Origin of the sequence: Kitasatospora sp. NPDC047058 (genome assembly GCF_040643935.1) — a bacterium.
GTDB lineage: Bacteria > Actinomycetota > Actinomycetes > Streptomycetales > Streptomycetaceae > Kitasatospora.
The window spans coordinates 1-1,093 of record NZ_JBEYVJ010000947.1 but is presented as its reverse complement, the minus strand read 5'-3'; the positions used below and the strand labels follow the sequence as shown (position 1 = coordinate 1,093).

The window sequence follows — 1,093 nt, the reverse complement described above, 5'->3', positions numbered from 1 at the left end:
TCGCCCCACCTCCCCCCCCCCGGCGGGCCCGCGCGGCCGGGGCGGGCCGGCCGCCGGGGGCGGGCCGCCCGCCGTGGTTGGAGCAGTAGATCCCGTCCACCCCGCCGTCCCGGGCCCGCCGGGCGTCCTCGGGGTGGCAGATGCCCTTCAGCAGGATCGGCAGGTCGGTGAGCGAGCGCAGCCAGGGCAGGTCGTCCCAGGTCAGCGGGTTGCCGAAGAGGCCGACCCACTCGCGCACCACGGCCGCCGGGTCCTCCTCGGGGGCCTTGGCCAGCCGGGCCCGGAAGACCGGGTCGGAGGTGTAGTTCGCCAGGCAGTGCCCGCGCAGCTGGGGGAAGTTGCCGGTGGCGAGGTCGCGCGGGCGCCAGCCGGTGACCCAGGTGTCCAGGGTGACCACGATGCCCCGGAAGCCCGCCGCCTCCGCGCGGTGGACCAGGCTCTCGGCGAGGGCCCGGTCGGTCGGGGTGTAGAGCTGGAAGAAGCCGGGCGTGTCGCCGAACTCGGCGGCGACCTGCTCCATCGGGTCGACGCTCAGCGTGGACGCCACCATCGGCACGCCGGTGCGCGCGGCGGCCCGGGCGGTGGCGAGGTCGCCGTGGCCGTCCTGGGCGCAGAGCCCGATCACCCCGACCGGCGCCAGGAACAGCGGCGACGGGAGCCGCAGGCCGAACAGGTCCACCGTCAGGTCCCGTCGGGCGGCACCGACCAGCATCCGCGGCACCAGGCCCCAACGCTCGAAGGCGGTCGTGTTGGCCCGCTGGGTGTGCTCGCCGCCCGCGCCGCCGGCCGCGTACGACCAGAGCGACGGCGACAGTGCGGCCTCGGCGCGGGCCGCCAGTTCGGCGAAGGTCATCGGCAGGCCGGGTTGCCGGCCGAACAGCCCGTCGAGGTAGATCTCGTTCTGGTAGTCGCCGAACTGCTGCCCCGTCATGACCGGTCGCCGTCCTCTCCGCTCCGCGCTGCGCCCGCCCGGGCCGGTCCCGGCGGCGACCGCCCCAGCCTGCCAAACCCGGGGCCGCGCGTCAGCCCCTGCGGTTCGAGCCCGGAGCGAGGCCTGGATAAAACCATAGGCCGAAGCCCGGAGCCCGGGCGC

1 protein-coding gene is annotated in these 1,093 nt (G+C 76.4%); it reads right to left on the bottom strand.

Annotation, left to right across the window (positions count from 1 at the left end; all coding sequences use genetic code 11):
• Positions 1–931 (bottom strand): alpha-hydroxy-acid oxidizing protein (locus tag ABZ885_RS41840; RefSeq protein WP_360200540.1); only part of this gene is annotated, 931 nt, incomplete at its 3' end.
• Positions 932–1,093: the final 162 nt, after the last annotated feature.